This is a genomic window from Ruegeria meonggei (assembly GCF_900172215.1).
GTDB classification, from domain to species: domain Bacteria; phylum Pseudomonadota; class Alphaproteobacteria; order Rhodobacterales; family Rhodobacteraceae; genus Ruegeria; species Ruegeria meonggei.
Window position 1 is genome coordinate 84,207 of sequence record NZ_FWFP01000007.1, and the last position, 23,548, is coordinate 107,754.

The window sequence follows — 23,548 nt, forward strand, 5'->3', positions numbered from 1 at the left end:
GCCCAAATAAATGACCTCGGAAAGGGGCGATCACCGCAACAAGGAGGAACAACAATGAACTTGAGACCAGATCCGACATTTCATGCCTCGCCAAAACTGGCGATGCAAGCGCCGGTGGAAAACTACGCATTTACGGTAATGCTCAGTCCAGATGGTTCGCAATCTGACGGCATCGCTGTCGTCGACCTTAAGTCTGGGTCAGACACATATGGTCAAATCGTGCACCAAGTTATTGTTCCCAACAAGGGCGATGAATTCCACCACTTCGGCTGGAACGCCTGTTCGTCTTCGCTTTCGCCGCTAACAGGTCACGCCTTCCTTGAACGACGTTATCTGATTGTCCCCGGCATTCGTTCATCGCGCATTTATGTGATTGATGTGAAAGATCCTCTAAAGGCAAAGATCCACAAAACGATTGAGCCCGAAGAGCTGTTTGAAAAAACGGGCTACTCTCGGCCCCATACGATCCATTGTGGCCCAGAAGGGATTTATGTGTCCTGCCTAGGCGGTGGCGGCAAGGATGGAACGGACGGCCCTCCTGGTATCTTCATCATGGATTGCGAGACGTTCGAGATCATCGGCCAGTATGAAATGGACCGGGGAAAGCAAGACAAGCACTATGATTTCTGGTGGAATTTACCGCAAGACTACATGGTCAGTTCCGAATGGGGATTGCCACCTCAGTTTGAGAACGGAATTGTGCCAGAGGACCTGTTGTCGAACAAATATGGTCACTCAATCCACTTTTGGGATTTACGGGCGCGTAAAAACATCCAGACGATGGATTTTGGCGAGAACTATCAGATGGCACTGGAAATTCGCCCGGCGCATGACCCAACCAAGTCTTATGGGTTCTGCGGCGTTGTCGTAGATACTACTAACCTGCAAGGGGCCATCTTCACATGGTGGCGCGATGACGATGGTGTTTGGCAGTCCAAGAAGACAATCACTATTGATCCCCGGCCTGAGAAACCGGAAAATCTGCCACCATTGTTACAAGGGTTTGAGGCAGTCCCGCCGTTGGTAACAGACATTGATTTGAGCCTTGATGACAAATACCTCTACGTCGCCTGCTGGGGGTTGGGGGAAATGCATCAATACGATGTATCTGATCCAATGAACCCGGTTCTGGCTGGCAAAGTTGAACTCGGCGGGATCGCGCGGGGCGCTAAACATCCCAACGGGGAAAACTTTGCTTTTGGTCCGCAAATGGTCGAGATCAGCCGCGACGGGAAACGCGTTTTTTGGACAAATTCTCTTTATTCCACGTGGGATGACCAGTTTTATCCTGATGACGAAGGCGGGCAGATGGTCATGGCCGATGTTGGCGAAAACGGCGGGCTGACTTTGAACAAGGATTTCTACGTCAATTTCCCTGACGGCCTGCGGTCTCATCAGATCAGGCTGGAAGGCGGGGATTGTTCAACTGACAGCTTCTGTTACCCGTCCGTGTAAGTGATGGTCGATGTGACTTCGATGACAGCCCTATGGTGGGCTGTCATTTTTTCTGGCCTCTATCATGGCATCAACCCAGGAATGGGCTGGCCTCTTGCTGTCTCAGCAGCCCTGATGGAGCGCAAACACAGCGCTATGCCCAAAGCGCTTGCCATGCTCGCTGCTGGGCATTTTCTAGCCATGGTCGGTATATTGCTCCCGTTTTCGCTGATGATGGTCCTTGTGCAGTGGGAGGTCGAGCTGCGCATTGTTGCAGGGCTATTGGTCATCGCCATGGGCCTGTATCTGCTGATCAACCGGCGACACCCAAAGTTTCTGGCGCGCGTACATCCTGCACGCCTTGCGCTATGGTCCTTTCTGGCTGCCATGGCACACGGGGCGGGATTGATGTTGGTTCCTATTTTTTTGGGAATATGTGCAATCGGTGCCGATGATGTGGGTCATTCAGCAGCTCGTTCACTTATGGGAAGCAACATCGTAACAGCATTTTTTGTTGCGGCCGTCCATACGCTGTCAATGACGTTTGCCGGCGGGGTGATCGCAGTGTTGATCTACCGTTGGCTGGGGCTGAAATTCCTGTCAAAAACTTGGTTCAACCTAGATATCGTTTGGGCGCTAAGCCTTGTCATTGTAGGTGTATTTGGACTGTATTCCGCCCTAACCGGGCATTAACTCTTTCTTGAATGAAAGCGCGGCAAACAAAATAATCTTCGTCCCTCTAAGTAGAAATGCCCACTTTTATTGCGACGGAACAGAATTTCCGCGACTGCGGCGAAAACCCGGCGTCCGACCTGCGTGTAGAAGCCACATGTCCGGTTTTAGCTGCGACCTACCATGATCGACGCGACTTACTTCAAAGCGCATCGCAAAGCTTTCAATCTGGGTGTTTTAAGAGAGGCGCGTTGCCGCCTGATCGGCCGGACCAACGTCCGGCTTCAGAATGTTCGGTAGTATTGCTGTAACTCTTGCATGATCTGAGCCCGCTCTGTTTCCAGACTCATAATGCTACTCTGGCCCTCCTCATTCAAATCACTATATGTAGTCTCGTTGATTTCTGGATCTTTCAGATGTTGCCGCAGAGGAAGAACCCGACAGCGAGACGAAAGGTCGCCCAAGCGCTTCTGGATCGGTGCCATAGCGGGGTTAGACAACATGCGTTCCGCTGCTTGATTTGCTTGAGATCCGACCTCGCTTAATACGTCACTAAGCCTCGTCTCGGATTTATTGGGTATTTCCGAAATAGATCCCCTGAGCGCGGCAACCGCTTGAATTGCGTCGATCACGCTGGTGTCCGTGCCCTGTGTCGCTTCCCCTGAAAACAAATAATCGTCGATGGAGTAGTTCTCCCCTGTTTGTTTAAACTTGGCGAGTTTGCCCCCTAATTTGTCGTCAGATATGAACTTCAAAAATGTTGCCGGGGGCCTTCCACCGTCGATCATTAGCCCTTCAAGTTCAGAAAGTGAGCCAGAGTCTCGGTAAGTGCCAAGGGCCCGCACAAATACATCGCGGTATGCCTGCAGTGTTGTAGCAACTGATGCCCAGTCAGGGCGAAAGCCAATCACCTGAATAGCGAGGACGATTTCCTTGTTCAGATGCGGGTTGATCTTGCGTTGAAGAGTGTAGTTATTGATAAATCGTTTGAACTCCCGCGGGTTAAACCCACTTTCAGTCGTCAGTTCCGCAACGAACGGCCGCACCGTTTTCTCGAGCTCCCTCTTCTGTGGTGCCTTCAGACCAGCCCCATTGATAATGTTTGTCAAAAGATCGTTTGTTTCGGATACGTTGACAGGCGGGAAACTGAATTGCACCTGAAAGATCTTTTGTAGATATCGTTCACCCGTCAGTCTGGTCGCGGTGGCGGACTTTTCGCCGGAGAACTTTGAGTAACGGTGTTCGATGGCCAATTCGACTACGTCCCGGTCCAAGCCGGCAACAAATACGAAGCCAGACAAATCGAAAAACAGCTTCATTGATTCAAGGACTTCAAGGGTCTTCTCTGGCAAGCAACGATCAAGGTCATCTACGAAAACCACGATTTTTGACGCACCCATCTTGGAGAATGCTGCAAACGCAGCCTGCAACGCATTGAAACTTGCGTGATAAAAAGATCGCGGCGTTCGTGCCTCAATGTCTTTATCGTCCAGTTTTTCCGCTGCAGTCAGAGCTTTGTTCGCATCAAAAGAAAACTCCGCAAAGCCTGGGATTTTTGCTTTTGCCGACAATCCTGCCACTAGGCTAGAAGTCACGCCACCAATCACCCGGGCCAATTTGATCGCCGCGTTCTTGGCTTGGCCCTTGCTTGTCCTGTCAGACCATTTCAGAACGCCTTCCCGTATCACATCGAGCATGGGTACCAGCAGATGCTCTTCTTTTTCGTAACGCCACGCAGAGAACCAGACTGAAGCGTTCAAATTGGGATCAAGCCTCGCGTCGATAGCCCGCATCAGAGTGGTTTTTCCTGATCCCCAACTTCCATAAACCGCGATAGCAAAGCGTGGTTCGGACACCGTTACGATCTGAGCAAAAGTGTCGGCCAATCGACCAAAATCGAGCGCCAGATTTTCAACCTCTGGCACGTCAAGGAGCAATTTGAAGTTGGCGGTCGCATCGACTGTCAAGAGGTTGGCCCATCGCTCAATTCCAGATCGTCGTCAATTCAGCATTAAACTTCCAGAAGGGCCATATTGCAATTGTACAGTTTCCAGAACCCCCTTTGAGTTTTCAATGTCGACTCCAAACGCGTTCTGCGAACTTGGCTAGTGTCCAGCTTTGCTTTCACGACGAAGGCGGGCGGCGAGCGCAGCATTAATCAGTTGCTTGATGTAGGCTTACGGCCACTGATAACGACCGGATTCTGACCCAAATAGTACCATCACACTCTAAATTCAGCACCAGATCTGCGGAACGGCACTCAACTTTGGTTTTGAAGGAAACGTCTGAATTGTGATTCCTTACAGTGTCGAACGTTCACCATAGTTCTGGCACAACTGTGACAGTTGATGACCGGCCAGCATGAGCGCGATCACTGCCGCGATAAGGTTCTTCGCTCTACAGAGGGTCGCTGACGTACTTATAGCAACTGTCACTAGCCAAAGCCGACACTCGTGTAAATTGCGGCATCACGCACCATGGGCTCAACCCTGCAATTGTTTCGCGGTGCGGTGCAGGTTCACCGGCGAGAGCGCATGCAAAGTGGTACGAACCAGCCATTCAGCATGCGGCCTTCTTTGTCTGAGTTCGCAATTCGCCTAACGCAGGTAGAAACACCTCTGCTGCAAAGGCGCTAAACGAGCGTGGCGACGTGCCGGTGATTTTCTCGACATTGCCGGTTGTGAAGTTACCCCAATCCGATGCGTAGGCTTGTCCGTAATCTCTGGCCAACGCGGCCGGCCAGTCGCCCCATCCCATGCCCTCGGTCTTAGAATAGATGTCTTCAGGCGATATCGGTTGATATGCGGTTGGTTTGCCACGCAAATCGCTCAAAACAATTGCCACATCAAAATAGCTGAGTGTTTCGGGCCCTGTCAGTTCAAACACTTCACCGTCCCATTGATCTGAAAGAGTACAATCCACAGCGCAAGCCGCGACGTCGCGGGTGTCAATCATCCCCATGCGACCTTTGCCCATTGCAAATGAAAACTGCCCCTGTTGACTAATTTGATCTGCAGCCATGAAGAGGCTTTGCATGAACAGATTGGGTCGCAGTATGACATATCCAATGCCGCTTTTGATATTGTCCGTCTCGGTTTTTCCATGCGTTCGAGTGTTGTTAGTCGGCCCGTCCGGGTCGGCCTTGATCGCGGATATTCTGACAATCCTATTCACGTTCGCAGCGCGAGCCGCACAGATTGCATTTGAGGCCTGGATTTCTGCCGAGGCGTTGGCAGATGTAATCCGGATGACAGTTTCAACATCTGCCATTGCAGTGGCCAAAGCCGCCTCATCTTCAAAGGAATCAACCATGGGCGTTGCGCCCTGGGCTTCAACCTGTCCGACTTTGCGAGGGTCGTGCACCAATGCGCGGACTTCGGACACGCCACGTTCGGCAAAAAGCCGATGAACTTCAGAGCCGATTGTGCCAGTGGCACCTGTTACAAGAAATGTCATCCGGCCACCTCGGCCCAAATGGCAAGTTCGTTTCCGTTAGGATCAACGAAGTGGAATCGTCTTCCCCCTGGAAAGCTGTAGATATCGCGGATGATCTTTGCTCCTGCTTCTTTGACCTCGGCAAGAGTTGTTTCCAGATCATCTGCGAATAGAACAATCAATGCGCCGGGAGCTTGCGCAGGATTTCCGTCTTCGCCATTGAAGCCACCTTCAAGACCCGCGCCACTAAAACTAAGATAGTTTTGCCCCCATTCCTAAAATTCCCATCCAAAGACGGTTTCATAAAACCGCCTTATTTCAGCAGGCGCGATTAGCAGAAACTCGACGTAGTTGATCGTTTTGTTTATGTGGGGCATCAGGCGATCCTCGTTAATGTGCAGGTCACACTAATGCTTCCATTTCTCGAAGAAATAGGAAAAATTGAAAACCAAATCCCATATTTGGAAGTTATACTATGCAGCTGGATGCCATCGCAGTATTCGCAGAAGTCGCCCGTATTAAAAGCTTTACCGAGGCTGGGCGCGCCCTAAATGCTCCGCTGTCTACAGTCAGTCGCAAAGTGTCCGAGCTTGAAGCCAACCTGAACACGCGCCTGATTGATCGCAGCAAACGACAGATCAGGCTGACAGACGCCGGAGAAACTTATTATGACCTCTGTCGCAAAGGACTGGAGACGCTTGCCCATGCCAACAGGGTAATGAATGATCGTCATACTGACACAGCCGGAACCGTCACAATCACAATGCCGCCCAATCTGTGTGAGCCAGTATTTCTCAACGCGATCGAGACCTTCCAACTGCGTTACCCAAAGGCGCAGCTGCGAGTGCTGGTATCTGAGCGCATGTTGGATCTTGTTGACGATAAAATCGATCTCTCATTTCGGGTGGCGGCACCAACCCAACCGGATTTGATCTCTCGAACAATCATGCGGCATCGACATCGGCTGGTTGCGACACCAAGTTACGCGGCAGTATATGCCCTCCCGGTCAAGCCAAGTTGCTTGGCGGATCATAGGCGCATAGGGTTTGGGTTCGGTTCAAAACGGGAAGTCACGTGGTCTTTGTCAAAGGGCACGAAAACTGAGAACATCAGCTTCGTACCCGAACTTGCTATCAACGACTACGCGGCAATAAAGGCTGCCGTACTTGCAGGCCAAGGCATCGCTGAGTTGCCGGAACCGTTGTGCCAAGATATGCTTCAAGCGGGCAAACTGGTCGAGGTCATGCCAGACTGGCGGTTTCCTGAAATCAAGCTTTTTGCCGTCCATGCGGGTAACGCATCGTTGCCAAAGCTCGCTCGGCTCCTTCTCGATATCGTCGTTTCAGACATCAAAAGGTAGGCTCTGCCCACAGGCCTCAGTCCATTGATTTTTTCGGAAAGCGGACGTTCGCTGCAACCCCGCTTTTCAACACATCAGAACCCCCACCGGCCTTATGCAAATCCAGCGCTGTCCAAGTTGAACTGATCCGTGGATCAGACATTCCGATAGTTGATAAAAACCTCTCGTCACCATGATGCGGATGTCCGGGTTTGTGGGAACGGGTACGACGCGAAAGCACCCGAAGCATTCGTCACCAAAAACGAAATTGAGGTCACCGGGCGCCGGGAATTCCGCGGCACAAAAACCGTTTGCATCCGCGACCCTGACCGCAACGTGCTGGAGCTTATCGGCCCCGGTCCATCCGTTGCGCAACTGATCGCCGAACACGTCCACTCAGAATAGACGGCCGCGGGGTTGATTTGGAAATAACGAGGGTTTTCTCTCAGGCCAGTATAGAACGTGCCCGTATGTCCTCTTGATCGGGTCGAACTGGCACACATGATCCGCAAAAACCAACACATGCCCAAACTCTATCCGTTTCGTCAATTCGCGGAATTGGCCGTTTAAGACGCTGGACCGGAGAGATCACTTCGACCAGTTAGTACTTCGCAACAGATCCGAAGTGGTTTGCCAGATGATCAATCAAAGCTCGAACCCGGGCAGTCAGATGACGATTGGGCGGGTAGAGTGCATAGAGGCCAAAGTTCTCTGTCTCGTATTCATGAAAGAGTTGTTCAAGTGTTCTGTCCTCGAGGTTCTGCGCCACCACGTAATGCGGGCAGCGCGCAATTCCGAGGCCTGCAATCGCCATGTTGGCAATTGCTGCCGGTGCGTTGGCATGGAAGGCGCCGGCGACTTTGACCACAAAGTCCCGTTTTCCAGTCCGGAACCTCCATGCAGTTGCGTTAACCGGGTTTTCGTCGACAAGGCAGTTGTGGGTGGCAAGCGCCATCGGATCACCCGGCCTCCCCCGCGCGGTCAAATAATCTGGTGACGCACAGACAATAAGCGGCATATCCGCAAGTTTTTTCGCGATGAGCGTCGAATCCCTTAGCACTCCCACTCTGACGGCGAGATCGAACCCTTCTTCAACTAAAGCCACTCTGGAATCCGAAAGTTTGAGTTCGATATCAACGCTCGGATGTGCCAGCATGAACGGAGCCAGGGCTTGTGTCAGGTTGGTGCTGCCGAACCCGGTTGGTGCGGTGATCCGGATCGGACCCGCCAGCGCGGATTGTCTTTCCTGCACCAGCTCGTCCAGCTCGTCGACTTGTTCGACAATAGGTCGGCACCGTTCAAGATAAGCCACCCCAACATCCGTCAGAGAGACACTTCTCGTTGTTCGGTTGAACAGCTGGGTTGAAAGTCTGCTTTCCAACTGCGCTACGTATTTACTGACCAACTTGGTCGAGAGACCAAGACGTTTCCCTGCCGCTGTGAACGAACCTTCTTGGGCGACGGCCATAAAGGCTCTCATCGTATCAATTGTGTCCATTGCCCTGCTCCTTCGTCTCATTGACGCTTGGTTCATTATACCCATTTTGTTCACAGCCATTGAATAAATTAGGTCATTATAAATGAAACGGTCCTTTGGCATGTTTGTTCCAGTGAGCAGATGTACCGCAACAGTGCTCACCCAGGAAAACCCTCCGAAAGGAAAAAACCATGCCAAGCGCTATCCGTATTCACCGCCATCCACTTTCCGGTCACTCTCACCGGGTCGAGCTTTTCGCCAAATTTGGCGGCATCAATCACGAACTGGTTGATGTCGATCTGCTATCCGGCGAACACAAGAAAGAACCATTCTTGTCCCTGAACCCGGCCGGACAAGTGCCGGTCATCGAAGACGGCGACACCGCCATCTCCGACTCCAATGCCATTCTGGTCTACCTCGCCCGCAAATATGCCCCCGACTGGTTGCCCACCGACCCCGTCCTCGAGGCCGAGGTGCAGAAGTTCCTGTCGCTGGCCGCCGGGGATATTGCCCACGGTGCAGCAACTGCAAGGCTGGTCACTGTCTTTGGCGCTCAATTGGACGCAGAGCGTCCCAAGGCAGTGGCCAAATCCGCATTTGATCGTCTCGAAACGCATCTGGACGGGCGTGACTGGCTGGTTGGCACCACTCCGACAGTCGCGGATGTCGCGATATACAGCTACACGGCACATGCGCCCGAGGGGAACGTTTCGCTTGACGATTACCCCAATATCCGGGGGCTGTTGTCGCGTGTCGAGGCTTTGCCGGGTTTCGTGCCCATGCAAAGCACCAAAGTAGGTCTGGCTGCCTAGAGAACCAAAGCGCCCGGGCTGAAGACCGGGCGCACATTTATCTTCCCTTGTTTTCCACAATGACATCACGACCCCAGGAGAAATCCCATGTCCGACATTGACCCGCGTGTCTTCAGTGCCTCCCCGTTTCACAACGGCGAACATTTGGCTCAAGCGCGGCTGGGTGTCCGAGATATCGAAGACTGGGCACGGCAAGTTATTCGCGACCACCTGCCCGAACAACACCGCAACTTTCACACCGCTCTTCCGTTCCTGGTAGTCGCTGCCCGGGATGAACAGAACAAGCCCTGGGTCACGCTGTTGGAAGGACCAGATGGATTTATCACTGCGCCGGACAACAAAACGCTGTCCATCGACGGGTTGCCCACCCGCGGAGATGCGTTGCACGGTGCCATTCTGCCCGGAAGCGATGTTGGTATTCTCGGCATCGAACTGGCGACCCGTAGACGAAACCGCGTCAACGGGCGTGCCGCTGAAGTTACCTCTGCAGGTTTCGATTTTTGTGTCGACCAGAGTTTCGGCAATTGTCCGCAATACATTCGAGAAAGAAAGTGGCACCGGCTGGATAACTTTGTTCCAGGCCAGTCAATCAGAGGCCAACGCCTCACGAACGAGCAGAAACAATGGGTTTCGTCTGCCGACACATTTTTCATTGCAAGCGGCTATCGCGGAGAAGGTGAAAGCCCGACTTATGGGATGGATGCCTCTCATCGCGGCGGCGACCGCGGCTTCGTCCAAGTTCTGGATGACGGGAGGCTGAGGTTCCCCGACTACGCTGGCAACAACCATTTCAACACAATTGGCAATATTCTCCTTGATCCGAAGGCCGGCTTTCTCTTTGTCAATTTCACCAGCGGCAGCTTTCTTCAATTAACCGGCAGGGCATCCATCGACTGGGGCAGCAAAGAACTATCGAAATTTCCCGGTGCGCGCCGGCTGTTGACGTTAGAGATCGACGAGATTGTCGAGACCCGCTCTGCGGTCAGCCTCAGATGGAGTTCAGATGCGGGTTCGGTTCGGTCGCTCCGGCTTGTCGAAAAGACGCCAGAAAGCGCCGATGTCACCTCTTTCATCTTTGAAGCGCGGGATGGAGGGATCTTGGCAGGATTTGAACCCGGCCAGCATCTTCCGATCGAACTTGAAATTCCGGGGATCAACGAGCCAGTCAGTCGGACATACTCGCTGTCCAACGGCCCCGATCAATATCGCTATCGTATCTCCGTAAAACGTGAGCGGAAAGGCGTCGCTTCGCAGTTCCTTCATGATCACCTCGAAATTGGTGCAATCATAAACAGCCGTCGGCCATCCGGAGATTTCGTGATGACTTGCAATAAGTGCCCATTGGTGCTGGTCAGCGCCGGCGTCGGTGTCACGCCGATGATGAGTATACTGCACGCGGTTGCGAAGGAACGTAGTGACCGCCCGGTCTGGTTTGTTCACGGAGCGAGAGACGGCGAACACCATCCTCTGGCTGAGGAAGTTCGCGATCTGGCGTCCACGCGATCGGGTTCCACCGTGCATGTCGCCTATAGCCAACCCGCACCCGGCGACCGAATTGGAACCGATTATGACAGTCATGGGCGCATCGATGGGGCATTACTGGCGCGGCTGATCAACAATGTCGATGCCCATTACTTCATCTGTGGGCCTGTGAAATTCATGGGTGAGTTGCAGACCAACCTGGAAAGCCGTGGCGTATCCCCAGAGCACATTCATACCGAAAGCTTTGGTCCTGCCGGGTGATCTGGTGTGACGATGGCGAAGGCTCTCGCTTCAGGAGTTTCCAACCATCGCGGGGACATCAGGTCCTCGATCGATCCGCACGGCCGTCAAACCAACGCTTGGAAGAAGGAGAATTCCCATGGACCACAAAGTTTGTTTGATCACAGGCGTCGGTGACGGAACCGGCGCTTCTGTCGCCCGCCGGTTTGCGCGGGACGGGTATCGCGTCGCCATGTTGGCGCGCAACCCTGAGCGTTTGGCGGACCTTGAAAACGAGCTTCCGGGCTCGAAGGCTTTTGCGTTCGATTTGGAGGATCTTGACCAACTTGTCAGTGTTTGCCGTCAGGTGAAGGAAAAGATGGGGGTGCCTGAGGTGATTGTGCATAACGCTGTTCGCGCCACCTTCAAACCCTTTACAGAGGCAGATCCTGAAGAATTGGAGCGTAACTTCCGCGTCAACACCACGAGCCTGTTATACATGGCACGCGAACTGACCCCGGCAATGGTCGAGCGCGGCAGTGGTGCCATCATCATCACCGGTAACACGGCAGCCCTTCGCGGTGTCCCGAATTACGCACTCTTCGCGCCGACAAAAGCGGCGCAGCGGATCTTTGCACAGTCACTGGCCCGCGAATTGGGACCAAAGGGCATCCATGTGGCTTATGTCGTGATTGATGCCGCGATCGACACGCCATGGACCCGCGTGCCCTTCAATCCGGATATGCCGGAAGAGTTTTTCAGCAAGCCCGACGCCATCGCTGTTGAGGTGTTCCATATCGCCCATCAAGATCGGTCCACCTGGTCGTTTGACGTAGAACTGCGCCCATATGGAGAAAAATGGTGAACCAAAGGTAAGCTGTCGTGTAACCAATGAAACTCAAGCTGAAAAGCCGGCAATCCGCAAAAATTGTGCGGTTTTCTGCGTAAGCGATTGCCGCAGTAACGGCAGCAAAAGGCCCAAAACAGACAATCGGATAAATCAAAAAAACGCCCCCGAACAGGTCGGAGGCGTTTTCTTTTTTCTTCGCAAAAGCGCTTAACCGCGCTCTTCGATGATCTCTACCAGATGCGGGATCTTCTTGACCATGCCGCGGACCGAAGGAGTATCCTCCAGCTCGCGGGTTTTGTGCATCTTGTTCAGGCCCAGACCGATCAGGGTTGCGCGCTGTTCGGCGGGGCGACGGATCGGGGAACCGATCTGCTTGACGACGATGGTTTTTGCCATGACTCGCTCTCCTTATGCTTCTGCTTCAGCAGCAGCTGGTGCTTCGTCGCGCTTGGGCAGGATGTCAGCAACCTTTTTGCCACGACGCTGTGCGACCGAACGCGGGCTCTGCTCTTTGGTCAGGCCGTTGATGGTTGCGCGGATCATGTTGTACGGGTTCTGCGAGCCCAGCGACTTGGACACAACGTCCTTGACACCCAGCATTTCGAACACGGCACGCATCGGACCACCGGCGATGATACCGGTACCTTCTGGTGCTGTGCGCATAACCACTTTACCGGCGCCGTGACGGCCTTCGATGTCGTGGTGCAGGGTCCGACCTTCGCGCAGCTGCACGCGGATCATCTGACGCTTGGCTTGTTCGGTCGCCTTGCGGATGGCCTCGGGTACTTCTTTCGCTTTACCCTTACCAAAGCCGACGCGGCCTTTCTGATCGCCAACAACCACCAGAGCGGCGAAGCCAAAGCGCTTACCACCTTTTACGGTTTTCGACACGCGGTTGATCGCAACCAGGCGATCTGCAAATTCCGGTGCTTCGTCACGGTCGCGACGGTTGCCACGACGGTTATCACGTTCTGCCATTTTGGCATCCCTTTATCTGTGGCGCGATTGGCGCCGTTTGTTCAATCCAAGTGAGCCCCGACTGCTGCCGAGGCCCCCGGATCATCGGGGCGGATCGAAACCCGCCCTCAATCTTTGTAATCACGCATCTTGGCCCGAAAACCGGTTTCCACTTTTCGGGATGCGCTGGGTCTTAGATCTTCAGACCACCTTCACGGGCAGCGTCGGCGACAGCCTTCACTTTGCCGTGGAACAGGAAGCCGCCACGATCGAAATAGGCCTCTTCGACGCCTGCCTTCTTGGCACGCTCGGCGATAGCCGCGCCCACTTTCGTGGCCGCTTCGACGTTGTTCTTGCCAACGATACCCAGATCTTTTTCCAGGCTCGAGGCCGAGGCCAGGGTCACGCCGCGCACGTCGTCGATCAACTGAACAGAGATGTTCTTGTTCGAACGGTGTACCGACAGGCGCACGCGCCCCGCGTTTACCTTGCGAAGTTTGTTCCGAACGCGCAGGCGGCGCTTCAGAAACAGGGTTCTTTTGCTGTTTGCCATTGTTTGCGTCCTTACTTCTTCTTGCCTTCTTTGCGGAAGATGAACTCGCCCTTGTAGCGGATGCCTTTGCCCTTGTAGGGCTCGGGACGGCGCCAGTCGCGGATTTTCGCCGCCACTTCGCCCACCTGCTGCTGGTCGTTACCTTCCACAATGATCACGGTCTGCTTCGGTGCGGTGATGGTGACACCTTCCGGAGCAACGAAATCAACGTCGTGGCTGTAGCCCAGGTTCAGCTTCAGGGTGTTGCCCTGCATCTGAGCCCGGTAACCAACACCCTGGATCTCCAGCTCCTTTTTGAAGCCGTTGGTCACGCCTTCAACCAAGTTTGCGACCATAGTGCGGCTCATGCCCCACTGCTGGCGCGCGCGCTTGGACATGCCGCGAGGGTTGATCTGAACCACGTTGTCTTCAACCGACAAAGTTACATCGTCAGTTGCGGTGAAGCTGCGGGCGCCTTTCGGGCCTTTGACTTCGATGGTCTGGCCGGAAACCGAGGCAGTTACGCCACTAGGCAGTTCGACCGGACGTTTACCAATACGAGACATTGACAGACCTCCTTAGAAGACGGTGCAGAGCACTTCGCCGCCAACATTGTTGGAGCGTGCGTTCTGGTCCGACATCACACCTTTCGGAGTGCTGACAATCGACACACCCAGACCCTGACGGACCTGCGGGATGTCATTGACGCCCATGTAAACGCGACGACCGGGTTTGGAAACCCGCTTGATCTCGCGAATAACAGGAGTGCCTTCGTAGTACTTTAGGCTGATTTCGATGGCCGGATGACCGTTTTCACCAGTCATGCTTTCGTAGCCACGGATGTAACCTTCGTCCGCCAGCACGTCCAGAACCCAACCACGCAGCTTGGAAGCCGGGGTGGAAACGGTGGACTTGCCACGCATTTGCGCGTTGCGGATACGGGTGAGCATATCGCCGATAGGATCGTTCATATCATTCTCTCCCTTACCAGCTCGATTTCACCATGCCGGGGATCTGACCAGCAGAACCCAGCTCGCGCAGCGCGATACGGCTGACCTTCAGCTTACGGTAGTAAGCGTGGGGACGACCGGTGAGCTGACAACGGTTGTGCAGACGAGTAGCCGAGCTGTTGCGCGGCAGTTTGGCCAGTTTCAGACGCGCTTTGAAGCGCTCTTCCATCGGCTTGCTTTCGTCATTCGCGATTTCTTTAAGCTCGGCACGCTTTGCGGCATATTTGGCCACCAGGCGTTCACGCTTCTTCTCGCGTTCGATCATTGCTTTTTTAGCCATGTCTCTATCCTCCCGGCGCTCAGGCGTTGAACGGCATGTTGAACGCTTTCAACAGTGCCTTGCCTTCAGCGTCGGTTTTCGCTGTGGTGGTGATTACGATATCCATGCCCCAGACCTCGTCGACTTTGTCGAAATCGATTTCCGGGAACACGATGTGCTCTTTCATGCCCATGGCAAAGTTGCCACGACCATCGAAAGACGGCTTCACACCGCGGAAGTCACGAATACGCGGCATCGCGATTGTGATCAGACGATCCAGGAATTCGTACATCCGGTCACCGCGCAGGGTCACTTTCGAACCCAGCGGCATCTCTTCCCGGACGCGGAAGCCCGCGATCGACTTTTTCGCCAGCGTCGCAACGGCCTGTTGGCCAGCAATCGCTGTCAGATCCGCAACAGCCGCTTTGGCCTTTTTGGAATCACGAACAGCTTCTGCACCACAACCGATGTTCAGAACGATTTTTTCCAGCTTGGGCAGCTGCATGTCGTTCTTATAGCCGAACTCTTCTTTCAGAGCGGCACGGATGGTTTCAGCGTACTGAGCTTTCAGACGCGGGGTATAGTTTGCGGTATCAAGCATCGATCACGTCCCCCGTGGTCTTGGCGAAACGCACCTTCTTGTCACCTTCGATGCGGAAGCCAACGCGGGTTGCTTTGCCGTTTTTGTCCAGCAGAGCCAGGTTCGACAACTCGATCGGATTTGCCTGAGGCAGGCGACCACCTTGCGAGTTCTGAGTCTGGCGGGTGGCACGGATCGCGATGTTCACGCCATCAACAACTGCTTTACCGGCAGATGGGTTGACCGAGGTAATAGTCCCCTCTTTGCCCTTGTCCTTGCCGGCCAGCACGACGACCTTGTCGCCTTTGCGGAGTTTAGCAGCCATGGTTACAGCACCTCCGGAGCAAGCGAGATGATTTTCATGAAGTTCTTGCCACGCAGTTCACGAACAACGGGGCCAAAGATACGTGTACCTACGGGTTCGTTGTTGTTGCCAAGGATGACGGCGGCGTTGCGATCAAAACGGATCGCGGTGCCATCTTCGCGACGGACTTCTTTTGCGGTGCGTACGACGACGGCCTTACGGACGTCACCTTTCTTTACGCGGCCGCGTGGGATGGCTTCCTTCACCGAGACGACAATGATGTCGCCAACGGAGGCGTATTTACGCTTGGAACCACCCAGGACCTTGATGCACTGAACTCGGCGTGCGCCGGAGTTGTCAGCGACATCCAGATTGGTCTGCATCTGGATCATGTGGTTTCTCCCGACCTGTGGGGGCTGGTCTGGTTAGATCCCCCAGGGTTTCGACTAATGGAAAATCCCGGAGGCTTACGCTTCCAGAACTTCCCAACGTTTCGTCTTCGATTTCGGCGCGCATTCGATGATGCGGACTGTGTCGCCGACCTTGAAGGCGTTCTTTTCGTCATGAGCCCGGTACTTTTTGGACTTACGAACGGTTTTGTGCAGCAGCGGGTGCTTGAAGCGACGTTCAACCGAAACGGTTACGGTCTGCTCGTTTGCGTCGCTGGTTACGGTGCCGGACAGGATACGCTTGGGCATCTGATTACTCCTCGGATGCCGCGGAAGCGGCCTTTTCGTTCAGAATGGTTTTAACGCGGGCAGCGTTGCGGCGGGCCGCTTTGATGCCGGCGGTGCTTTCCAGCTGACCGGTCGCCTGTTGAAAGCGCAGGTTAAAGCTTTCTTTCTTCAGGTTGGCCAGTTCCTCGCGGAGCTGGTCCGGGGTCTTGTCACGCAGTTCTTGGGCGTTCATCGCCTTTTTCCTTTGCTCAAAACACCAGAAGGCCCCGTGTCAGGGTCACCTTTGACCTGGTGGATGAATGATAGACATACGAATCCCCCGACTCGGCCGGGGGACACGCAAGATGCCGCTCTATAGGGGTTTAGCTGGTGGGTGGCAAGGGAAAGTTTCAACCGAGACTCAATGGTCGAAGGGTATCAACATCACAGGCGAGTGTGACGATGTTTCTTCGTGCAATATTTGCATCACAACAGGAGTTAATATAGCCGAAAGCTCAGGCACACAAATATTGAAGATAGGTGAGTTAATCAATGAAGGTACTACTTTGGACGATTTCGCTGGCACTGGTTGCCAGTTCTGTTCAGGCTCAGGCGATTTCGAGCGATAAGGTCTGCAACAAGGCTCATACAGATAGCCGCCTAAATGGGGCATCCATTGATCAATGTCTTTGTATGGCAACTATTGCTCAGCAAAACATGTCACCTGAACTCTATGTTTTATGGACGGAAGCAATGTACTTAGGCGAGTCCAGAGAAAAAGAGATGCTTGCCCTGAAGCAATCTCAAAGGAAGACCGCAAACCAAATGAAAAAGACGGTGCGGTTGTCCAAAAAGAACTGTGGCCTTAAGTGAGTTTTCGCTCACAGGCAATCTAGAAGCTATTGGCGTGACACACACCAAGGCGAGCGCCATTTCGTAGGAGTGATCCAAGGAGCAGCATTGGGTCACTCAAAAATTATCCCACTTGCAATTGTAACTCACGGAAATCCGGTCCTCGGCAATGTCATAGGGGCAATTCATGGCGCGGCCAGCCACTACCCTACTCTTTCGAAACACTCCACAAACGCAAAACGCGGCCCTGTTTGCACAGGACCGCGTCTTAAACTGTCAAAGTCAGAAAGACTTACGCCAGTGCGATGTTCACAGCGGACTCACGACCGTCACGGCCGGGCTCGATGTCGAATGTCACTTTCTGGTCGTCGGCCAGGCCGGTCAGACCCGAGCGCTCAACAGCAGAAATGTGTACAAACACATCTTTGCCACCGGTCTCAGGTGCGATGAAGCCAAAACCTTTAGTTGCGTTGAACCATTTTACGGTGCCATTAGCCATATCCGTAATCTCCTTTAAAATGCTGCCCGCGGAATTGCGGCAGCGCGGCGTAGTCGTCTGGATCGAAAGACTGAACGCCGAGAATCGGGAGACAGTGGTCGAAAAAGAAAAACGTTAGCGCCCCTGACATCGTCTAAGATGGACTAAATATCAAGACCTTTTGGCAAACGATGTGAAAAAGGGTTGCATACAGTGATGCCTGATCCAACCCTTATTGCCTGAAAACAAAGAGGATGCCGCCTTCGGCTACCTTCTTCGTCGGCGTTTTTTCGCCCAGATGGTTTTCCAAGGGCAAGCGACACCTCGTCTTGGTCTCGACTAAGGTGCGCTGATTCGAGTCCCTCGATTGTCGTCCGCGTGGGCGGCGGATCAAGCGTCCTTTTCTTGCATTTTCCGAACCATGTTCAGGCGCATGCGATGCGGCAGGAAAGGCAGGACCCAGTTCAAGGTAAAGGCCAGAGATTTTTCATTGATGACGTTCAGCTTGCCCGCCATCATCGCGTCATACCCAATCTTCGCCACACCCGCCGCAGTCGCGCCTTTCTGCGCGGCCAGTTTCGTGCCGTCCAGATCGGCCCGCGCGGCAAACTCTGTCGGAACATATCCGGGCTCAAGCGCCGTAACGGTCACGCCTGTGCCACGCAGTTCTTCGGCCAGCGCCTGGCTGAAGTTCGACACATAGGCCTTGGTGGCAAAATAGGTCGCCTGCAACGGACCGGGCATATATGAGGCAGTCGAACTGACATTGAGGATTTTGCCGCCCCCTGCTGCAACCATGTCCTTGCCGAACATATGGCAGAGCGAAACCAACGCTTCGACGTTCAACCGGATCATATCGAGATCTTCAGACAGGTCCCGATCCAGAAACGCGCCGCGACCGCCGAACCCAGCGTTGTTGATCAGGTAATCGACCTTTACTCCGGCGGCCTTGACGGCGTCATACAGTTTTGTCGCCCCGCCTTCGGCCCCCAAATCCAGAGCGTTGACCGTCACGGTAACGCCATGGTTGGATTCCAATTCAGATTTTAGCTCTTCAAGAGCCTCGGCACGACGGGCAGTGATGATGACGTCACCGCCTTGTGCAGCGTGAAAGCGTGCAAATTCGCGTCCAATGCCGGACGATGCCCCGGTGACGAGTGCCGTTTTGGCCATGAAACCCTCCGTTCAGGTCATGTAATGTTGTAGCGCATTCAGCGCTGGAAGGACCGCGATTTAGCCCCAGCTGTAGTTGAAGCTGACACTAATCCGTTCGTCCTCAGACATGTTCATGGGCACTTCATGGCGCAACCAACTTTCCCAAAGCAACACGTCCGCAACGTCAGGTTTCAAATAGATGAACGGCTGCAACTCCCGCCGCCCGGTCTTGAGGCGCGTCGGTGCGGCCATCATCCGACCGGATCGCGGGTCTTCCAGCTTTAGAGCACTGGCTCCTTGGGGCATTGCCACATAGGTCGTGCCCGAGATCACGCTGTGCGGGTGCAGGTGGCTGGAGTGCATCCCACCCTCTGGCAGGATGTTGATCCAGATGTCTTCCAGCTTCAACTCGCCCTCACCCAGATCAAACTCCAGGTCTTTGGCAAAAGCTGCGACGTGGCTGTCCAGCACTGTCACCAGATCAGCAAAGATCGGGAACCGCCAAGGCAGATCAGTCAAAGAGGCATAGCTGGTGTATCCGGGATAGCCGTTCTTCTCACACCATTCCTGCCCGGCCTCGTCATCCTCGGCGATGACAAGACAGGAGCTTTCCAACTCTCCCGGGTCGATCTTGGGATCGAATTCGGACAAGGCGGCGCGATAGAGGCGGGTCACGAAGAGTGATTCAATCTGTGGCATGTGGCTGTCATACAGCAGCCCATTGTCAGATGCGAGAGCAGGTCAATATCCCGTGATTATTCCCCTTCGTTGAGCCAACTGCATACTGCTAACTTTGTTTTACGGGCGAGAGTGCCTGCAGGACTGGTAGGAGGGAAGCTTTGTCGATTTTGAAAAAGGGCCTAACAGGCGCACCGGTAAAACGCTTGCAGGAAAAGCTGGGAATTGGTGCGGATGGCATATTCGGCCCCGGGACTGAACAAGCGGTTCGGGATTTCCAACAATCCGCAGGGTTGGGTGTGGACGGTATTGCAGGCCCCGACACGTTTTCAGCGTTGGGGCTACATGAATTGGTTTTGTTACGACAGGGGTCGCGCGGGGCAGCGGTCAAGAAACTGCAGGAAGGTCTTGGCATCGGTGCCGACGGGGTCTTCGGCCCTGGCACAGCCGCGGCCGTAGCGAAATTTCAACAGGAAAACAGCCTGGATGCAGATGGCATGGCCGGCCCGGAAACGCTGGCGAAAATGTCTGGCTTTACCGAGATAACCGCAGAGACAGTTCAAAAAGCCGCTGTGCAACCAGATGAGGCGCATTTTGAAAGTGAACCGCTTCCAGAAATAAGTGGTAGCGACGTCGTGGCCGGAAATGCCGTCGAAGTCCCGGAAGAAAAATCCGTCTGGGGCAAGGTAAAAGGCTGGTTCTCATAATCAAAAGAAAAAACCCCCGCCGGTTTCCCGACGGGGGTCGATCTTGTTACGGTCGGGGTCGCCCCCAATCGCTTACCAGTCTTCGCGAACCACGACGCGGGTCTTGATCGGCAGCTTCATCGCAGCCAGGCGCAGAGCCTCACGTGCGATGTCGTCATTGACGCCGTCGATCTCGAACATCACGCGGCCAGGCTTGACCTTGCATGCCCAGCGGTCGACCGAACCTTTACCTTTACCCATACGAACTTCGATCGGCTTTGCAGTGACCGGGGTGTCAGGGAAGATGCGGATCCAGACACGGCCCTGACGCTTCATGTGACGTGTCATGGCACGACGTGCAGCCTCGATCTGGCGCGCAGTTACACGCTCAGGCTCAAGAGCTTTCAGACCATAGGTGCCAAAGTTCAGATCAGAGCCGCCCTTGGCTTCACCCTTGATCCGGCCTTTGTGCATCTTGCGGAATTTAGTACGCTTTGGTTGAAGCATATCTTTCCCTCCTTAGCGACGACCGCCACCAGCACCACGAGGTGCAGGGCCGTCCTGGAGTTCCTGTGCTTTACGGTCACGTGCCTGCGGATCGTGCTCCATGATCTCACCTTTGAAGATCCAGACCTTGATCCCGATGATCCCGTAGGGGGTCATCGCTTCGGCTTGTGCGTAATCGATGTCGGCGCGCAGCGTGTGCAGAGGCACACGGCCTTCGCGGTACCACTCGGTCCGTGCGATTTCAGCGCCGCCCAGACGGCCAGCGACGTTCACCCGGATACCCAGAGAGCCCATACGCATGGCGTTCTGAACCGAACGCTTCATCGCGCGACGGAACGAAACCCGGCGCTCCAGCTGCTGAGCGATGGACTCGGCAACCAGCTGCGCGTCAAGCTCGGGCTTGCGCACTTCGACGATGTTCAGGTGCAGTTCGCTGTCTGTCATCAGGGCGATTTTCTTGCGCAGAACTTCGATGTCCGCGCCTTTCTTGCCGATGATAACACCCGGACGTGCAGTGTGGATCGTAACGCGGCACTTTTTGTGCGGACGTTCGATGATCACACGAGCAATACCGGCTTGCTTGCACTCTTTGTTGATGAACTCACGGATCTTCAGATCTTCCAACAGAAGATCACCGTAGTCCTTGGTATCTGCGTACCAGCGGCTGTCCCAGGTGCGGTTCACCTGCAGGCGCATGCCGATCGGATTGACTTTATGTCCCATTAGGCTTGCTCCTCAACTTGACGCACCTTGATGGTGATCTCCGAGAACGGCTTCAGAATCTTGCCGAACCGACCACGGGCCCGCGGGCGACCGCGTTTCATGATCAGGTTCTTGCCAACCCAGGCTTCGGCGACGATCAGCTCGTCAACGTCCAGGTTGTGGTTGTTCTCGGCGTTGGCGATTGCGGATTGCAGGCACTTCTTGACGTCCTGCGCGATACGCTTGTTCGAGAACGTCAAGTCGGTCAGAGCCTTCTCAACTTTCTTGCCGCGGATCATCTGCGCAACCAGGTTCAGTTTCTGCGGGCTGGTACGGAGCATGCGGGTTTTCGCCATTGCTTCGTTTTCGGCCACGCGGCGGGGGTTCTTTTCCTTGCCCATGACTTACTTCCGCTTCGCTTTTTTGTCTGCGGCATGACCGTAATAGGTCCGAGTCGGCGAATACTCACCGAACTTCTGACCGATCATGTCTTCCGAGACGTTGACGGGGATATGCTTCTGGCCGTTGTACACACCAAAGGTCAGCCCTACAAACTGGGGCAGAATGGTGGAACGACGCGACCAGATCTTGATAACTTCGTTGCGGCCCGACTCGCGCGCTGCTTCGGCTTTTTTAAGCACATAAGCATCGACGAAAGGACCCTTCCAAACAGAGCGAGACATAGATTAACGTCCCTTCTTCTTGGCGTGCCGCGAGCGGATGATCAGCTTCTGGGACGCTTTGTTTTTGTTGCGGGTACGCTTACCCTTGGTGTCCTTACCCCAAGGCGTAACCGGTGTACGGCCACCCGAAGTACGACCTTCACCACCACCGTGCGGGTGATCGATCGGGTTCATAGCGACACCACGAACCGACGGACGCACGCCCTTGTGGCGCATACGACCGGCTTTACCGAGGTTCTGGTTCGAGTTGTCGGGGTTCGACACGGCACCAACGGTGGCCATGCATTCCTGACGAACCATGCGCAGCTCGCCCGAGCTCAGACGGATCTGAGCGTAGCCACCATCGCGGCCAACGAACTGAGCGTAAGTACCGGCCGCACGAGCGATCTGACCGCCTTTACCAGGCTTCATCTCGATGTTGTGGACGATGGTACCAATTGGCATGCCCGAGAACGGCATTGCGTTGCCCGGCTTGATGTCGGCCTTGGCGGATGCCACGACTTTGTCACCAACAGCCAGACGCTGCGGAGCCAGGATATAAGCCTGCTCGCCGTCTTCGTATTTTACCAGTGCGATGAATGCGGTCCGGTTCGGGTCATATTCGATCCGTTCAACGGTTGCCGCGACATCAAATTTATTCCGTTTGAAGTCAACGATCCGGTAGAGACGCTTTGCGCCACCGCCGCGGCGGCGTGAAGTGATCCGTCCGGTGTTGTTCCGGCCGCCCGATTTGGTCAAACCCTCAGTGAGAGATTTGACCGGGCGTCCTTTCCAAAGCTCCGAACGGTCGATCAGCACCAGCCCGCGCTGGCCCGGCGTCGTCGGCTTGTACGACTTGAGTGCCATGCTTTCTGTCTTCCGTTTAGCAAGTGCGGGGTGTTCCCCGCTATGTGATAGGCCCCCGTAGGTGCCAAAGGTATAGGGCCCCGAAGGTCCCCGGTTTCAAATATCATAGGCCCCGGAACGAATCCGAGGCCGCAAGATTGGGTGCATTTAGCAGTGTTGGGGGTGGGTGTCTATAGAAATCAAGAACATTATATATGTGCCTAACCACCCTTTTTTCCCTGATCGTAGGAGCGCATTTAGAACCTATTGTTGGTTCGCATAACAATTAGCGTTTTTGAGTGAGAAACTCATGCCTCAGGAGTGTTTCGCTTGCTGAATCGTACGCGCTTTGTGGCGTGTACACAGACCGGCGCGCGCTGACAAATACTAGAAACAACCTGACCCGCATTTCTAGTTCGGCACCCTCAAATCCAATAGCCTCAAAAACCCCCTTCACAAACTCATATCGCCTGCGATCGACTTCTTTCAGGGCTTCGGCCACGACGGCGTCCTGAGCCGCCCAAGATCGGAAAGCAATATCAAATTGATCAAGTCCTTCTGACTCTACATATTGCGTTAACGACAACAGGCGCTCTGACGCTGAAGCCTCGGACGTATTGACATCGTTGATGACCGACTCCGTAAATTCCTTGGACCAGTAGTCGATCAGCGCCCGAACAAACTCATCACGGTTTTTGAAGTGGTGGTAAAAGCTGCCCTTCGTGACTCCCAGGTTTTTGACGAGAGAGTCGATTCGCAGCCGTGCACCCCCCTCTGTCGCAAGGACATTAAGGGCTGTTTCTAACCATCTTTCACGGTCATATCTAGGAAGAGGCAGGGATTTTTCAGCGTCGCGCATGCCCTGTTTTTAAGCCAAAATTGCGTTCCGTCAAGGCGTACATACCAAAAAGTACTTTACAGACCATTAAGTATGGAGCATACCAAAAGGTATCCAATATACATA

The 23,548-nt window shown here is 54.3% G+C and carries 33 protein-coding genes; 9 read left to right on the forward strand and 24 right to left on the reverse strand.

Features of this window, described 5'->3' with window-relative positions:
• Window positions 1-54: 54 nt before the first annotated feature.
• Window positions 55-1,455 (forward strand): selenium-binding protein SBP56-related protein, encoded by a 1,401-nt coding sequence (locus RUM8411_RS12840; RefSeq protein WP_085823121.1) that lies wholly within the window; start codon window positions 55-57, stop codon window positions 1,453-1,455.
• 21 nt (window positions 1,456-1,476) lie between these two features.
• The gene (locus tag RUM8411_RS12845) at window positions 1,477-2,127 is read left to right on the forward strand and encodes a hypothetical protein (RefSeq protein ID WP_234995220.1); all 651 of its coding nucleotides are present in this window, start codon (window positions 1,477-1,479) and stop codon (window positions 2,125-2,127) included.
• 263 nt (window positions 2,128-2,390) lie between these two features.
• Here RUM8411_RS12845 and RUM8411_RS12850 read toward each other — a convergent pair whose 3' ends face one another.
• The 3 genes from RUM8411_RS12850 to RUM8411_RS23245 all read right to left on the reverse strand — a co-directional run bounded on the left by RUM8411_RS12850 (window position 2,391) and on the right by RUM8411_RS23245 (window position 5,723).
• Complete coding sequence (locus RUM8411_RS12850; RefSeq protein WP_159453892.1) at window positions 2,391-4,073, reverse strand: KAP family P-loop NTPase fold protein; 1,683 nt, start codon at window positions 4,071-4,073, stop codon at window positions 2,391-2,393.
• 592 nt (window positions 4,074-4,665) lie between these two features.
• The gene (locus RUM8411_RS12855; protein WP_085823124.1) at window positions 4,666-5,562 is read right to left on the reverse strand and encodes an NAD(P)H-binding protein; all 897 of its coding nucleotides are present in this window, start codon (window positions 5,560-5,562) and stop codon (window positions 4,666-4,668) included.
• Complete coding sequence (locus tag RUM8411_RS23245; protein ID WP_370738039.1) at window positions 5,559-5,723, reverse strand: VOC family protein; 165 nt, start codon at window positions 5,721-5,723, stop codon at window positions 5,559-5,561. Before RUM8411_RS23245 ends, RUM8411_RS12855 begins: the two co-directional genes overlap by 4 nt.
• 293 nt (window positions 5,724-6,016) lie before the next feature.
• On the opposite strand from RUM8411_RS23245, the gene RUM8411_RS12865 reads away from it, so the two are divergent.
• Together RUM8411_RS12865 and RUM8411_RS12870 are read left to right on the forward strand one after the other, a co-directional pair.
• Window positions 6,017-6,901 carry a LysR family transcriptional regulator gene (locus tag RUM8411_RS12865; protein WP_085823125.1) on the forward strand — a complete coding sequence of 295 codons (885 nt, stop codon included), beginning with the start codon at window positions 6,017-6,019 and terminating at the stop codon, window positions 6,899-6,901.
• A 150-nt stretch (window positions 6,902-7,051) separates the two neighbouring features.
• The gene (locus RUM8411_RS12870) at window positions 7,052-7,285 is read left to right on the forward strand and encodes a hypothetical protein (RefSeq protein ID WP_085823126.1); all 234 of its coding nucleotides are present in this window, start codon (window positions 7,052-7,054) and stop codon (window positions 7,283-7,285) included.
• A gap of 196 nt (window positions 7,286-7,481) precedes the next feature.
• On the opposite strand, the gene RUM8411_RS12875 is transcribed toward RUM8411_RS12870, so the two are convergent.
• Complete coding sequence (locus RUM8411_RS12875) at window positions 7,482-8,480, reverse strand: LysR family transcriptional regulator (RefSeq protein WP_234995221.1); 999 nt, start codon at window positions 8,478-8,480, stop codon at window positions 7,482-7,484.
• Window positions 8,481-8,548: 68 nt separating this feature from the next.
• Here RUM8411_RS12875 and RUM8411_RS12880 point away from each other — a divergent pair, with 68 nt between their 5' ends.
• The 3 genes from RUM8411_RS12880 to RUM8411_RS12890 all read left to right on the forward strand — a co-directional run bounded on the left by RUM8411_RS12880 (window position 8,549) and on the right by RUM8411_RS12890 (window position 11,735).
• Window positions 8,549-9,169 carry a glutathione S-transferase family protein gene (locus tag RUM8411_RS12880; RefSeq protein WP_085823127.1) on the forward strand — a complete coding sequence of 207 codons (621 nt, stop codon included), beginning with the start codon at window positions 8,549-8,551 and terminating at the stop codon, window positions 9,167-9,169.
• 87 nt (window positions 9,170-9,256) lie between these two features.
• Window positions 9,257-10,912, forward strand: coding sequence for an FAD-binding oxidoreductase (locus RUM8411_RS12885; protein ID WP_085823128.1), 1,656 nt, complete (start codon window positions 9,257-9,259; stop codon window positions 10,910-10,912).
• A 118-nt stretch (window positions 10,913-11,030) separates the two neighbouring features.
• Window positions 11,031-11,735: an SDR family NAD(P)-dependent oxidoreductase gene (locus RUM8411_RS12890; protein WP_085823129.1), complete on the forward strand. Its 705-nt coding sequence runs from the start codon at window positions 11,031-11,033 to the stop codon at window positions 11,733-11,735.
• 192 nt (window positions 11,736-11,927) lie between these two features.
• On the opposite strand, the gene rpmD is transcribed toward RUM8411_RS12890, so the two are convergent.
• The 11 genes from rpmD to rpmC form a co-directional block, all read right to left on the reverse strand.
• The gene (gene rpmD, locus RUM8411_RS12900; RefSeq protein ID WP_085823131.1) at window positions 11,928-12,116 is read right to left on the reverse strand and encodes a 50S ribosomal protein L30; all 189 of its coding nucleotides are present in this window, start codon (window positions 12,114-12,116) and stop codon (window positions 11,928-11,930) included.
• A gap of 12 nt (window positions 12,117-12,128) precedes the next feature.
• Entirely contained in the window at window positions 12,129-12,698 is a 570-nt protein-coding gene (gene rpsE / locus RUM8411_RS12905) for a 30S ribosomal protein S5 (RefSeq protein WP_085823132.1), read from the reverse strand.
• Between the two features lie 172 nt (window positions 12,699-12,870).
• A complete protein-coding gene (gene rplR, locus RUM8411_RS12910) occupies window positions 12,871-13,230 on the reverse strand; it encodes a 50S ribosomal protein L18 (RefSeq protein ID WP_085823133.1) in 360 nt (119 codons plus the stop codon).
• Between the two features lie 11 nt (window positions 13,231-13,241).
• Complete coding sequence (gene rplF, locus RUM8411_RS12915; RefSeq protein WP_085823134.1) at window positions 13,242-13,775, reverse strand: 50S ribosomal protein L6; 534 nt, start codon at window positions 13,773-13,775, stop codon at window positions 13,242-13,244.
• A gap of 12 nt (window positions 13,776-13,787) precedes the next feature.
• Window positions 13,788-14,180 (reverse strand): 30S ribosomal protein S8, encoded by a 393-nt coding sequence (gene rpsH, locus RUM8411_RS12920; RefSeq protein ID WP_085823135.1) that lies wholly within the window; start codon window positions 14,178-14,180, stop codon window positions 13,788-13,790.
• A 13-nt stretch (window positions 14,181-14,193) separates the two neighbouring features.
• Window positions 14,194-14,499 (reverse strand): 30S ribosomal protein S14, encoded by a 306-nt coding sequence (rpsN, locus tag RUM8411_RS12925; protein WP_010437098.1) that lies wholly within the window; start codon window positions 14,497-14,499, stop codon window positions 14,194-14,196.
• A 19-nt stretch (window positions 14,500-14,518) separates the two neighbouring features.
• Entirely contained in the window at window positions 14,519-15,079 is a 561-nt protein-coding gene (rplE, locus tag RUM8411_RS12930; RefSeq protein ID WP_085823136.1) for a 50S ribosomal protein L5, read from the reverse strand.
• On the reverse strand, window positions 15,072-15,383 hold the full coding sequence (rplX, locus tag RUM8411_RS12935; protein ID WP_085823137.1) for a 50S ribosomal protein L24: 312 nt from the start codon (window positions 15,381-15,383) through the stop codon (window positions 15,072-15,074). The genes rplE and rplX overlap by 8 nt, the downstream gene beginning before the upstream one ends.
• Before the next feature lie 2 nt (window positions 15,384-15,385).
• A complete protein-coding gene (gene rplN / locus RUM8411_RS12940) occupies window positions 15,386-15,754 on the reverse strand; it encodes a 50S ribosomal protein L14 (RefSeq protein WP_085823138.1) in 369 nt (122 codons plus the stop codon).
• A 75-nt stretch (window positions 15,755-15,829) separates the two neighbouring features.
• Window positions 15,830-16,060, reverse strand: a complete 231-nt coding sequence (rpsQ, locus tag RUM8411_RS12945) for a 30S ribosomal protein S17 (RefSeq protein WP_085823139.1) — start codon at window positions 16,058-16,060, stop codon at window positions 15,830-15,832.
• 4 nt (window positions 16,061-16,064) lie between these two features.
• Window positions 16,065-16,271 (reverse strand): 50S ribosomal protein L29, encoded by a 207-nt coding sequence (gene rpmC, locus RUM8411_RS12950; protein WP_085823140.1) that lies wholly within the window; start codon window positions 16,269-16,271, stop codon window positions 16,065-16,067.
• 299 nt (window positions 16,272-16,570) lie between these two features.
• Between rpmC and RUM8411_RS12955 the strand changes: the two genes are divergently transcribed.
• Complete coding sequence (locus RUM8411_RS12955) at window positions 16,571-16,891, forward strand: hypothetical protein (protein WP_085823141.1); 321 nt, start codon at window positions 16,571-16,573, stop codon at window positions 16,889-16,891.
• Window positions 16,892-17,162: 271 nt separating this feature from the next.
• On the opposite strand, the gene RUM8411_RS12960 is transcribed toward RUM8411_RS12955, so the two are convergent.
• The 3 genes from RUM8411_RS12960 to RUM8411_RS12970 form a co-directional block, all read right to left on the reverse strand.
• Complete coding sequence (locus RUM8411_RS12960; RefSeq protein WP_058283510.1) at window positions 17,163-17,369, reverse strand: cold-shock protein; 207 nt, start codon at window positions 17,367-17,369, stop codon at window positions 17,163-17,165.
• A gap of 369 nt (window positions 17,370-17,738) precedes the next feature.
• Window positions 17,739-18,521: an SDR family NAD(P)-dependent oxidoreductase gene (locus RUM8411_RS12965; RefSeq protein WP_085823142.1), complete on the reverse strand. Its 783-nt coding sequence runs from the start codon at window positions 18,519-18,521 to the stop codon at window positions 17,739-17,741.
• 60 nt (window positions 18,522-18,581) lie between these two features.
• Window positions 18,582-19,202 carry a 2OG-Fe(II) oxygenase family protein gene (locus tag RUM8411_RS12970; protein ID WP_085823143.1) on the reverse strand — a complete coding sequence of 207 codons (621 nt, stop codon included), beginning with the start codon at window positions 19,200-19,202 and terminating at the stop codon, window positions 18,582-18,584.
• A gap of 140 nt (window positions 19,203-19,342) precedes the next feature.
• Here RUM8411_RS12970 and RUM8411_RS12975 point away from each other — a divergent pair, with 140 nt between their 5' ends.
• The gene (locus RUM8411_RS12975; RefSeq protein ID WP_085823144.1) at window positions 19,343-19,888 is read left to right on the forward strand and encodes a peptidoglycan-binding domain-containing protein; all 546 of its coding nucleotides are present in this window, start codon (window positions 19,343-19,345) and stop codon (window positions 19,886-19,888) included.
• A gap of 72 nt (window positions 19,889-19,960) precedes the next feature.
• On the opposite strand, the gene rplP is transcribed toward RUM8411_RS12975, so the two are convergent.
• From rplP to RUM8411_RS13005, 6 genes are all read right to left on the reverse strand, one after another.
• Window positions 19,961-20,374, reverse strand: a complete 414-nt coding sequence (gene rplP, locus RUM8411_RS12980) for a 50S ribosomal protein L16 (RefSeq protein WP_085823145.1) — start codon at window positions 20,372-20,374, stop codon at window positions 19,961-19,963.
• Between the two features lie 12 nt (window positions 20,375-20,386).
• Window positions 20,387-21,097, reverse strand: coding sequence for a 30S ribosomal protein S3 (gene rpsC / locus RUM8411_RS12985; protein WP_037311761.1), 711 nt, complete (start codon window positions 21,095-21,097; stop codon window positions 20,387-20,389).
• Window positions 21,097-21,477: a 50S ribosomal protein L22 gene (rplV, locus tag RUM8411_RS12990; RefSeq protein WP_085823146.1), complete on the reverse strand. Its 381-nt coding sequence runs from the start codon at window positions 21,475-21,477 to the stop codon at window positions 21,097-21,099. Before rplV ends, rpsC begins: the two co-directional genes overlap by 1 nt.
• A gap of 3 nt (window positions 21,478-21,480) precedes the next feature.
• Window positions 21,481-21,759: a 30S ribosomal protein S19 gene (gene rpsS, locus RUM8411_RS12995; RefSeq protein WP_005980699.1), complete on the reverse strand. Its 279-nt coding sequence runs from the start codon at window positions 21,757-21,759 to the stop codon at window positions 21,481-21,483.
• 3 nt (window positions 21,760-21,762) lie between these two features.
• Window positions 21,763-22,605 carry a 50S ribosomal protein L2 gene (rplB, locus tag RUM8411_RS13000; RefSeq protein WP_008757664.1) on the reverse strand — a complete coding sequence of 281 codons (843 nt, stop codon included), beginning with the start codon at window positions 22,603-22,605 and terminating at the stop codon, window positions 21,763-21,765.
• 265 nt (window positions 22,606-22,870) lie between these two features.
• The gene (locus tag RUM8411_RS13005; RefSeq protein ID WP_085823147.1) at window positions 22,871-23,443 is read right to left on the reverse strand and encodes a TetR/AcrR family transcriptional regulator; all 573 of its coding nucleotides are present in this window, start codon (window positions 23,441-23,443) and stop codon (window positions 22,871-22,873) included.
• Window positions 23,444-23,548: the final 105 nt, after the last annotated feature.

Coding starts and splice junctions, on each gene's coding strand:
- RUM8411_RS12840 (WP_085823121.1), top strand. CDS start 55: ATGAACTTGAGACCAGATCCGACATTTCATGCCTCGCCAAAACTGGCG.
- RUM8411_RS12845 (WP_234995220.1), top strand. CDS start 1,477: ATGACAGCCCTATGGTGGGCTGTCATTTTTTCTGGCCTCTATCATGGC.
- RUM8411_RS12855 (WP_085823124.1), bottom strand. CDS start 5,562: ATGACATTTCTTGTAACAGGTGCCACTGGCACAATCGGCTCTGAAGTT.
- RUM8411_RS12865 (WP_085823125.1), top strand. CDS start 6,017: ATGCAGCTGGATGCCATCGCAGTATTCGCAGAAGTCGCCCGTATTAAA.
- RUM8411_RS12875 (WP_234995221.1), bottom strand. CDS start 8,480: ATGCCAAAGGACCGTTTCATTTATAATGACCTAATTTATTCAATGGCT.
- RUM8411_RS12880 (WP_085823127.1), top strand. CDS start 8,549: ATGCCAAGCGCTATCCGTATTCACCGCCATCCACTTTCCGGTCACTCT.
- RUM8411_RS12885 (WP_085823128.1), top strand. CDS start 9,257: ATGTCCGACATTGACCCGCGTGTCTTCAGTGCCTCCCCGTTTCACAAC.
- RUM8411_RS12890 (WP_085823129.1), top strand. CDS start 11,031: ATGGACCACAAAGTTTGTTTGATCACAGGCGTCGGTGACGGAACCGGC.
- rpmD (WP_085823131.1), bottom strand. CDS start 12,116: ATGGCAAAAACCATCGTCGTCAAGCAGATCGGTTCCCCGATCCGTCGC.
- rpsE (WP_085823132.1), bottom strand. CDS start 12,698: ATGGCAGAACGTGATAACCGTCGTGGCAACCGTCGCGACCGTGACGAA.
- rplR (WP_085823133.1), bottom strand. CDS start 13,230: ATGGCAAACAGCAAAAGAACCCTGTTTCTGAAGCGCCGCCTGCGCGTT.
- rplF (WP_085823134.1), bottom strand. CDS start 13,775: ATGTCTCGTATTGGTAAACGTCCGGTCGAACTGCCTAGTGGCGTAACT.
- rpsH (WP_085823135.1), bottom strand. CDS start 14,180: ATGAACGATCCTATCGGCGATATGCTCACCCGTATCCGCAACGCGCAA.
- rpsN (WP_010437098.1), bottom strand. CDS start 14,499: ATGGCTAAAAAAGCAATGATCGAACGCGAGAAGAAGCGTGAACGCCTG.
- rplE (WP_085823136.1), bottom strand. CDS start 15,079: ATGCTTGATACCGCAAACTATACCCCGCGTCTGAAAGCTCAGTACGCT.
- rplX (WP_085823137.1), bottom strand. CDS start 15,383: ATGGCTGCTAAACTCCGCAAAGGCGACAAGGTCGTCGTGCTGGCCGGC.
- rplN (WP_085823138.1), bottom strand. CDS start 15,754: ATGATCCAGATGCAGACCAATCTGGATGTCGCTGACAACTCCGGCGCA.
- rpsQ (WP_085823139.1), bottom strand. CDS start 16,060: ATGCCCAAGCGTATCCTGTCCGGCACCGTAACCAGCGACGCAAACGAG.
- rpmC (WP_085823140.1), bottom strand. CDS start 16,271: ATGAACGCCCAAGAACTGCGTGACAAGACCCCGGACCAGCTCCGCGAG.
- RUM8411_RS12955 (WP_085823141.1), top strand. CDS start 16,571: ATGAAGGTACTACTTTGGACGATTTCGCTGGCACTGGTTGCCAGTTCT.
- RUM8411_RS12960 (WP_058283510.1), bottom strand. CDS start 17,369: ATGGCTAATGGCACCGTAAAATGGTTCAACGCAACTAAAGGTTTTGGC.
- RUM8411_RS12965 (WP_085823142.1), bottom strand. CDS start 18,521: ATGGCCAAAACGGCACTCGTCACCGGGGCATCGTCCGGCATTGGACGC.
- RUM8411_RS12970 (WP_085823143.1), bottom strand. CDS start 19,202: ATGCCACAGATTGAATCACTCTTCGTGACCCGCCTCTATCGCGCCGCC.
- rplP (WP_085823145.1), bottom strand. CDS start 20,374: ATGCTTCAACCAAAGCGTACTAAATTCCGCAAGATGCACAAAGGCCGG.
- rpsC (WP_037311761.1), bottom strand. CDS start 21,097: ATGGGACATAAAGTCAATCCGATCGGCATGCGCCTGCAGGTGAACCGC.
- rplV (WP_085823146.1), bottom strand. CDS start 21,477: ATGGGCAAGGAAAAGAACCCCCGCCGCGTGGCCGAAAACGAAGCAATG.
- rpsS (WP_005980699.1), bottom strand. CDS start 21,759: ATGTCTCGCTCTGTTTGGAAGGGTCCTTTCGTCGATGCTTATGTGCTT.
- rplB (WP_008757664.1), bottom strand. CDS start 22,605: ATGGCACTCAAGTCGTACAAGCCGACGACGCCGGGCCAGCGCGGGCTG.
- RUM8411_RS13005 (WP_085823147.1), bottom strand. CDS start 23,443: ATGCGCGACGCTGAAAAATCCCTGCCTCTTCCTAGATATGACCGTGAA.